General features: G+C 55.1%; 9 protein-coding genes. 8 read left to right on the top strand and 1 reads right to left on the bottom strand.

Features of this window, described 5'->3' with window-relative positions; genetic code table 11:
• Positions 1 to 698: 698 nt before the first annotated feature.
• From ENN40_10615 to ENN40_10595, 5 genes are all read left to right on the top strand, one after another.
• Complete coding sequence (locus tag ENN40_10615) at positions 699 to 2,066, top strand: radical SAM protein (GenBank protein HDP95794.1); 1,368 nt, start codon at positions 699 to 701, stop codon at positions 2,064 to 2,066.
• Positions 2,012 to 2,746, top strand: a complete 735-nt coding sequence (locus ENN40_10610; protein HDP95793.1) for an ABC transporter ATP-binding protein — start codon at positions 2,012 to 2,014, stop codon at positions 2,744 to 2,746. Before ENN40_10615 ends, ENN40_10610 begins: the two co-directional genes overlap by 55 nt.
• A complete protein-coding gene (locus ENN40_10605) occupies positions 2,743 to 3,426 on the top strand; it encodes a hypothetical protein (GenBank protein ID HDP95792.1) in 684 nt (227 codons plus the stop codon). Before ENN40_10610 ends, ENN40_10605 begins: the two co-directional genes overlap by 4 nt.
• Positions 3,427 to 3,430: 4 nt before the next feature.
• The gene (locus tag ENN40_10600; GenBank protein HDP95791.1) at positions 3,431 to 4,186 is read left to right on the top strand and encodes a class I SAM-dependent methyltransferase; all 756 of its coding nucleotides are present in this window, start codon (positions 3,431 to 3,433) and stop codon (positions 4,184 to 4,186) included.
• Between the two features lie 278 nt (positions 4,187 to 4,464).
• A complete protein-coding gene (locus ENN40_10595; protein HDP95790.1) occupies positions 4,465 to 4,854 on the top strand; it encodes a GIY-YIG nuclease family protein in 390 nt (129 codons plus the stop codon).
• A gap of 30 nt (positions 4,855 to 4,884) precedes the next feature.
• Here ENN40_10595 and ENN40_10590 read toward each other — a convergent pair whose 3' ends face one another.
• Complete coding sequence (locus ENN40_10590; protein HDP95789.1) at positions 4,885 to 5,280, bottom strand: osmotically inducible protein OsmC; 396 nt, start codon at positions 5,278 to 5,280, stop codon at positions 4,885 to 4,887.
• Between the two features lie 80 nt (positions 5,281 to 5,360).
• Here ENN40_10590 and ENN40_10585 point away from each other — a divergent pair, with 80 nt between their 5' ends.
• The 3 genes from ENN40_10585 to ENN40_10575 all read left to right on the top strand — a co-directional run.
• On the top strand, positions 5,361 to 6,839 hold the full coding sequence (locus ENN40_10585; GenBank protein ID HDP95788.1) for a TrkA family potassium uptake protein: 1,479 nt from the start codon (positions 5,361 to 5,363) through the stop codon (positions 6,837 to 6,839).
• Entirely contained in the window at positions 6,832 to 8,046 is a 1,215-nt protein-coding gene (locus ENN40_10580; GenBank protein HDP95787.1) for a cation:proton antiporter, read from the top strand. The genes ENN40_10585 and ENN40_10580 overlap by 8 nt, the downstream gene beginning before the upstream one ends.
• A 10-nt stretch (positions 8,047 to 8,056) precedes the next feature.
• A partial coding sequence (locus tag ENN40_10575) for a hypothetical protein (GenBank protein ID HDP95786.1) occupies positions 8,057 to 8,324 on the top strand: 268 nt, incomplete at its 3' end.

Raw genomic sequence — 8,324 nt, 5'->3', positions numbered from 1 at the left:
GGAACCCAATCTTCTATCGATGGAGGTAAAAGAAACTGTTGACTATAATCAGCGGTTATCTCTTTAGACATATGTCATTATAGCACCTGAGATGTTTTTGAGACAGCCTCCCCGTGCCTGCCCGCGCCTTGATCCACCATAATTCGGAACGCATCCAAATTCGGATGTAGGGGCGACCGGCGGGTCGCCCATGAACTGGAAATACACACAAAAACAGAATACACCGAAGGGAAGATGAAGGGCGGTTCACGAAACCTCCCCTACACCTGATACTTGTCACCTGCCTGCCCGGCGAAGCCTTGGCGAAGAGGGGCCTTCCTGCCATCTGTAACCTTCTTTTCAACTCTCCAACTTTTCCCCTGCACAGCCCGGTTATGCCCCGGGCCAGACTCAACAGAAGTAAATCCGGTTCAATTTTTCCTTAATTTGTCTGGGAGCCTTCTTTAAAACGGGGTTTCCGGATTAGTGAAAAAATTGGCATGATGTTTGCTGGACTTTATCCGGAACGGTCCCGCGCCGCTCGGCCCGGGGCTGAAATCGGTGCCTAGGGGGGGAACCATGTTTGATCCGAGGATTGTGGTGACCGCAAGCTGCGGAGTGTGCGGAACATGCGGCGCGTGTTCGTTGTGCCCGGGGATAATCATTCCCACTTCCATTGCCGCGACCTGTGCTGATTGCCTGCTGTTCCTGCTGCCGAAATGAGCGGGTCGGGGAGTCGCCTTCGGGCGGCTCCCCATAATCCAACGGAGGAGAGAATGCTGAATCGTTATCCAACCTTAAAAGATGACGTACGCTTGCGACATCATGGTGAGAGCTCAAGGATCTCTTCCCGGGCGGGGCGTTTCCGGGCTTTTACCGTAAATCGTCACGCAGGTGAGTTGTTGAACCACTGCCGGGGCCGGGATTGCCTGCGAACCATTGTCCATGATGTGTTGGGGAAGCGTCCTGAAACCAAATCAGTTAAGAACATCCTGCGGTTTGTGCGGGAACTGGATCGCATGGATGTGTTGGCATGCGTGAAAGACCCGCAACCGGACCGGCAGGATTCCGGGGGATCCTTTGATCACATCACTCCCCAGGTTGTCAGCCTGGAATTGACCGGGCAATGCAATTTTCATTGTCGCTATTGTTATCAGAACGCTTCCAGCCGGGGAAGTGGATTTATGCCGGGTCCCATCGAGATCCTGACATACTTTCACGAGCGAAACGTGGTCGGGGTCGAGTTGACAGGAGGCGAACCGTTGCTCCATCCCCGTTTCAATGAAATCGTTGCCTTTGTCATGATGAATTTCGAACTGCTCGGGTTGATCACAAACGGTAGCCTGTTGCGCGAATTCCACCTGGAACGGATTGCCGCCGGGCCTTGCATGTCTGCGATCCAGGTATGCCTGGACGGCCATACTCCCGCCATGGTCGAGGCCACGACCGGTGTGGAAGGGAGTTTTGAGATGGAAGTGAACGCCATTCGCAGGGTCAAGGATTTCGGTATTGTTTTGCGTGTCGGCATGGTCGTTGATGCTCCTGAAAAGATCGACGCCATTGAACCGACCCTGTTGTTGGCCAGGGACCTGGGGGCCGATTCGTTTATCGCCCATCCCAGTATTGATTTCGGCAGGGGAGTGCAAACGGTTAAGGCTTTCAGCCTGGACGATCAGCTGCGATTGAATGAACGCATGAGGGATTTACAGTCGCGTTACGCGGGCTTCTTCGCGCGTGAGATGGAGTTTTCCGGAAGTGACTTCGCCTCCATGGACAATTGCGGTGGCGGGCACCGGGCCATGACGGTGGATTGGCAGGGGCGGGTGAAGCCTTGTCCCATGATTCCCGCTGAAGAGCTTTTTCTCTGTTATTGGAAAGATATTGAGAGTGATCTTTGCCAACGCAAGGCGCGTGCGTATCATCTCCTCCACGGTCCCAAACAGGATGTTTGCGGCAATTGTCCGCACCTGTCTTATTGCATGAATTGCATTGTTCGCGCGTTGCGTGCGGGCCGCTACAAGGAGGACTGCAAATGGAAACAGAAAAACCGGGAGTTGATTCAAATCATCCGGCAGCAATCCGTATAAGTCACGTATCCAAGAAGATCGCAAAAAAGCAGGTTTTAGACGACGTTGTGATTGCGGCGCCGCGGGGTAAGACACTGGCGGTATGCGGGCCAAACGGCGCGGGCAAAACCACATTGATTCGGATCCTGCTGGGTTTGCTCAAGCCGGATACAGGTTCGGTGCAAATGGCCGCTTTGCCCCAGAACTGTTCATTCCAGTTTCATTCCCCCTGCCTTTTTCCGGATTTGACGTTGCAACAGAATTGCCGCTTTTTCCTCTCTTCGAAAAACAGATCGTTGAAGGATAAAAACCTGGTGGAGTTGATGAAAGAGTTCAATCTGGAAGGCGCGCGCTCCGGGCGCGTGGGCACTTTTTCCCGGGGAATGCAGCAGAAAGCGGATCTGATTAGGGCCCTGTTGGAAGAGCCGGAGATTCTGTTTCTGGATGAACCCACTTCCCACCTGGACCCGCTGGGAAAGGTGAGCGTGAGAAAGATTCTTCAGCGCCGGGTGAAATCGGGGATGACCCTGTTGATGACCAGTCATCTGCTGGGGGAGGTGGAAAAACTGGCGGACCATGTCTGCATTCTCAAGGATGGGAAAGTAATCTGGAATGGTGAACCGCGCAAAGATCCGCAGGGGCGGGATCTGGAATCCAGGTTCGTTGAACTGGTCACCGCTTCACAGGGGAGGCTGGAATGAACGGAGACGTGTTTCGATTCAGGCACATCCTGGTCAAGGACTTGAAGTGCACGGTAAACCGGTTGCCCATGCTGCTGGGACTCTACGGGATCTATTTCCTGCTGGCCTGGTTTTCATTGCGGGAAGTGGAATCCGCTTTTTTGTCTTCCGAATCATTGCGGACGCTTTTCTGGCCGGCGTTCTTGATCCAGACCGCGTTTGTGATCACCGTCATGCTGATGCCCCAGTATGTGTATGCTGAGTCCATGAGAGAAAAACATGAAACCTATTTTGCCTATGGGTATTCTACAGTGGATATCGTGGTGGGTAAATCAGTGATGATTGTTTTGCTCTCCCTTGTTCCGGCCCTGATTTTTTCTTTGATCGCGTTTCCGGAATTGACTCCCCGGGGCGCGCGGCTGCCGGCTTTTCTTTTTGCGGTTGGGGCAGGCGTTTTCGGATTGGTCAGCTTGATCGTTTTCCTGGTATGGTTTTCGCGAATGGGGCGGTTCGCGGTTGTGTTGTTGATCCTGCTGATGGTGATCTCATTTTCGCGTTCTCAATCCCTGATTGCCATGGCGACGACCGTTTCGGCAGGCGGGTTAACCTTGGTTTTAACGGCTGCCGGAACACTGTTGTTCGTGATTTTTATTTTTTCCGCATGGCTGGGCAACCGCGAAACCTACATTCTCAAGCGGTGACCGGTTGTCTCTTTTCAAGACCCTTTTCCCGCTGAAATGGCCCGAAATGATCCGGCTTTATCACCACTGGTTGGAGCATAACTTAAACCGGGCGGTGGCCGCGCGTTGGGTTCTGCAATTGTTGGACGCGGATGCCATGCTTGCGCTTAATGCCGCTAGAAGTTCAATTTCCCGGTTTGTGGAGATCGGCTGCGGGGCGGCCATTCCCTCCATTGCAATCGCCCGCCTGGGGAGACGGGATGTAAGCGCTTTTGATGTCGATCTGGAAATGGTCAGGGTGGCTCGAAAAATGATAAACCTGGCAGGTGTTGATGTAGCCCTGGAGTGCCGCGATTTTCACTATGTGCGGTTATGCGGCGGAAAGGATTGGATCTGGATTGCGGCCAAACCCCGGGGAGTGCATGATAAAAAGCGACTATTGGAATGCATTGTAAAAGAGGGGATCAAAGAGAAGGCGGGGTTGGCGCTGGTGCCGGCGTACGGGCCGGACCCGGACCAGTCAGCTTATCGGCGTGGTTGTGAGAAACTGGTTTGCCGGCTGTGGAATGCCGGATACGGAGTAACAATGCAACGCCTGTCCCCCTGGTTTCCCCTGCAGGGCATCGTGGCCCTGCAACATGGAAATCGACAAGGGGAAGAGACATACAAAGCCGCCCGGGAGCTTTCCCCCGGGCGGCTTCATCAGGACGGTCAGAAGCCCTTGAGCCAGGAACCCAGGAATAACAACAGCCAGGCCACACCGATGATCCAGAAGCCGTAGACGGTCACGAACGGAATCAGGACGAACCGGCCGACGATGCTGACCACGGCCAGGATCAGGGAAATCATCCACACGATCTTTTTGGGTGCGTTGAGTCTCATATATCTCCTCCTCTCAATTTAATGAGCGGTCTCGTATGGAATATATGAAAACAGAACTGGAAAAAAAAGTCAAATTTTACTGGAATTGCTGCGCATTGTCATGGTGAAGGGGGATTGGTTTGCCACTGCAAACCGGGTGACATTTACACGCAAGAGATGCATAATAGGAAAGGTGATATGGCGGGACAAGGGAAATCAATCCAGAAAAAATCATTACGGGAAAAAGATATCCAGGGGACAAAGTTTCGTAAAAATCCGTCTATTGGCTGGAGCGTATACATGCTGCGCTGTGACGGGCGTTGCCTGTACACCGGGATCGCCTCGGACGTCGCCCGGCGCATGGCGGAGCATGCCGCCGGCTCTCCCCGGGGCGCACGCTTCACTCGCGGCTTTACCAGCCTTGAGCTGGTTTATAAGGCCTGCCTGGGGGAACGTTCCCTGGCAACCCGGGCGGAAGCCCGCATCAAGCAGTTGTCCCGCAGGCGCAAAGAAGAGCTGGTACGGAACCGTCCAACGGTAACGGAGTTGCTGGAAATGCTGGGGCTTGCGGCTGAAGATGAATCGTGATTGGCAAGTTCGAGCGGGGTTGAAAATCCCTCAGGCGCTTTCGATCTGAAATGCCGGTGGTGATTCCAGGTGTTTTTTCACGGCACAAAGGCCTGCCGCCTGGATAATGGCCTTACGATAATGTTCCGGGAAACCTTGCGGCAGGTGGATGGTAAGCATCACACGATCCAGGTGCCCGGTCTCCTGGTTCCATTCATGGCGTTGCACGAGTTCCAGGCCTTCCGTGGGCAGGTCGCGCTGTCGCAAAAACTGCAGCACGTAGATACCGGCGCACGTGGCCAGCGAAGCCAGGAAGAGGTCAAAGGGCGCGGGTGCGGATCCATCGCCTCCGCTACCAACGGGCTGATCCGTGGCAATGGAGAATCCGCTGTATTCGGCGGTTACCTGCTTGCCGCCGGGGAAGTGAATGCGCATTTCCATGAGAATCTCCCGGTCAAAATTTAAATTAAAATATAACATATAAAGGGGTCTGATGTCAAGTCGGCTTCCGCCCGCTCTTGGTATCAATGGGAGTACGTGTCTGTTATAATCGATACAATGAATATCAAGCGGGAAATCGGATGACGGAAAACCAGGAAGAAAAGAGGATTGTGGTTGCGGGGCTGGAGTTTTTCGACCTGTCTTTGTTGCGTTCCCTCTGTCGCCAGCATCAGGTAATCCTGGTGGACCGTCACCGGGAGCGACTGGAGTCCGCACACAGCCAATTGCCGGAAATCCAGGTAGTGCATGGTGACATTACCAGCCGCCTGACGTGGAAAGACCTGGATCCCGATTCCCTCAGGCACGTGATCTCCACCATCCCCTCAGCCGAAGTGAACCTGGAGATGTTGCGCCTGTTGCGGGATGACCTGAAAAGTCCGGTACCGGTCATGATCCTGGTGTTGCGGCAAGATGATGTGGAGCGGTATGCGGACAAGGATGCGTTGGTGATCAACCCCCTGGAGTTGGGGATGCAGTACATCCTGCGCCGCCTTGACCGCCATTTTTTCCGCGCCGCCCACATCGGTCTGGGCAGCGGAGAACTGGTGGAAGTGCGCATACGTGCGCGTTCCCACATGGTGGAACGTCGCCTGCGTTGCCTGAAACCCTCCCAATGGCGCATTGCCGCCTTGTACCGGGATGAACGTTTAATTCTGCCCACAGGCAATTGCCGCCTGAAAATAGATGACCGTGTGGTCCTGGTGGGTGAGCCAATGGTCCTGGAGAGCGTTGCCTCGCTTTTAACCCGGGGAACGCCGCAGTTTCCCAGGCAATACGGTCGTTATATCGTGTGTCCCCTGGAGCAGGGACTGGCCGCCCACCTTGACGAGGTGCTGTATTGGCATCAGCATACCCGTTCCCAGCGCATTCAGTTGCTGCCCGTGCACCAGCGGGTGGATTCCGAAGTGGTGAAGCGTGTCAAGGGCATGAGCGGAGAATTCAACATCGGCCCCATTCAGGATGATTTCCGTGATGTTTTCAAGGAAACACAGGACATGGGCATGTTGGTAATCCCGCCGTTGCGCTGGTTTTCGTTGCGCCTGCGCCGCGCGTACCGCGAATGCCCTCGTCCCATGCTGGTTCCCAGAGGCGGCTATCCCTATTCAGAAATCGTGGTTTCGCTGAATGGACCGGATCCCGCCCTGGCACTGGAAAGCGGGTCGGAATTATCGCGCCTGCTTTCCGTGCCTTTCCGCGTCCTTTTTGTTACCCTTCCCAAGCAGTTGCGTGGCCGTGCCGAGGCGGAGGCCCTGAAGTTGCGCCAGGACCTGGTTTCCGATTTTGAATCGTTGACGCGCAAGCGCATCGAGATGGAACTCCTGGAGGGGAACCCGGTTAAGGCTACTTGTCGTCGCCTGGCGGATGAATCCAGGGCTCTGCTCTTGATCGTGGGCGATCGCAGTCGTTCCGTGAGCCTGCTGCAACCCAATGTGCCCTACCTGATTGCTTCGCGGGCCCGGATTTCCACGCTGATTATTCCAGTGGAGGAACCGGAAAGTGAGTGAAGCCGAAGCCTTGCTGTTGCTCCTTTTTTCACTGGGGGCCTCAGTGGTCCCTTTCATCAGCCGCAAGATGCACATGCCGACCGCTGTGTTGGAGATCGGTTATGGCCTTCTGCTGGGAGTGATCGCCGGTGGAGCCCCGGAAAATACGGTGATTCTGGATTTCCTGGCCGACCTCGGGTTTATCATCCTCATGTACCTGGCGGGACTGGAGATCAATTTTGAAAAACTCAAGGATATCCCCGTTCGTGATATCCTGCTGGGAATCGTCATGTACCTGATCATGATCTTCCTCTCCCTGTGGGTGGCCCTGGCCCTGGGGCAAGCTCCGCTGTTTTCTGTTGTCTACTTTGTAACCGCCGTGGGCTTGCTGTTTCCGGTGTTGCGGGAAATGCAGTTGCTGAACCGCGACCTGGGGCAACGCTACCTGGTGATGGGAAGTATCGGTGAGCTCCTCAGCCTGGGGGCGTTTACCGTATTCGCCCTTTATCAGCGTTCCGGTTGGTCCACAGCGTCTTTTTTACGAATGGGTGAGATCCTTTTGTTCGTGGCCCTGGCCATTCTGGTGCATCGGGCGGTGAAATTGTTTACCTGGTGGTTCCCTGCGGCGACCGTCATGTTTACGCAAAAAAACGACATGGCGGAACGCGGCACGCGTGGCAGCCTGGTGAATCTTTTTGTTTTCGTGGCCCTGGCCAGCCTGCTCCACCTGGAGCCGATTATCGGCGCCTTTATCGGAGGTGCGGTCTTTGCCCTGGTTTTCAAGCAGCGTCAGCGGGTAATGGAAAAAATCAGTGGCATGGCGTACGGATTCTTTATCCCCATTTTTTTTATTCGTGTGGGCTTGCACTTCAATCCCGGCGAATTGGTGAACCCTGCGGTATTGCGGTTATCGGGGTTGATCGTGTTGGTCATGCTTGGGGTTCGCGTGGTTGGCCTGCTCCCCATGTTTTTTTCCACCATGTCGGTGCGCGCACTGGCCGGATTGCCGGTTGCTACCGCGTTTCCATTGACCCTGCTGGTGGCCGTGGCCGCCTTTGGGATGGAGTCCGGAATCCTGTCCCGGCAGGAATCATCCGCCGCGGTTTTGACGGCCATGTTTACGGCGGTTCTCTTTCCCCTGCTGCTGCGATTGCTGTTGAATCCCTGGCAGCTTCGAGAAGACGTTGTGCACGATCTGTTGGAAAAAGAGGGAGGCTTGACTACTTGAGGAGGCTATATTGGAGTTTTTTACGGCAATAGCGCGTACACCCGGAAAATCCTTGTGCCGGGCCCTGTGCAACGGTGAGCATGGTTCACCGGACCCCATCCGTGCCCGGGCTCAACATGTCGATTATGTGGACGCCCTGGAGGAAGCCGGGCTGGCGGTCACGCTCCTGCCTTCCCTGGAGGCTTTCCCGGACAGTGTGTTCGTGGAAGACACCGCGGTTGTACTGGATGAGGCGGTGGTGCTGTGCCGCCCCGGTGCCCAATCCCGACGGGGTGAAG

Source organism: Candidatus Aminicenantes bacterium, assembly GCA_011049425.1.
GTDB lineage: Bacteria > Acidobacteriota > Aminicenantia > UBA2199 > UBA2199 > UBA876.
The sequence above is the reverse complement of the archived record's forward strand: the minus strand, read 5'-3'. Positions and strand labels throughout refer to the sequence as shown.

Coding starts and splice junctions, on each gene's coding strand:
- ENN40_10615 (HDP95794.1), top strand. CDS start 699: ATGAGCGGGTCGGGGAGTCGCCTTCGGGCGGCTCCCCATAATCCAACG.
- ENN40_10610 (HDP95793.1), top strand. CDS start 2,012: ATGGAAACAGAAAAACCGGGAGTTGATTCAAATCATCCGGCAGCAATC.
- ENN40_10605 (HDP95792.1), top strand. CDS start 2,743: ATGAACGGAGACGTGTTTCGATTCAGGCACATCCTGGTCAAGGACTTG.
- ENN40_10595 (HDP95790.1), top strand. CDS start 4,465: ATGGCGGGACAAGGGAAATCAATCCAGAAAAAATCATTACGGGAAAAA.
- ENN40_10585 (HDP95788.1), top strand. CDS start 5,361: ATGGGAGTACGTGTCTGTTATAATCGATACAATGAATATCAAGCGGGA.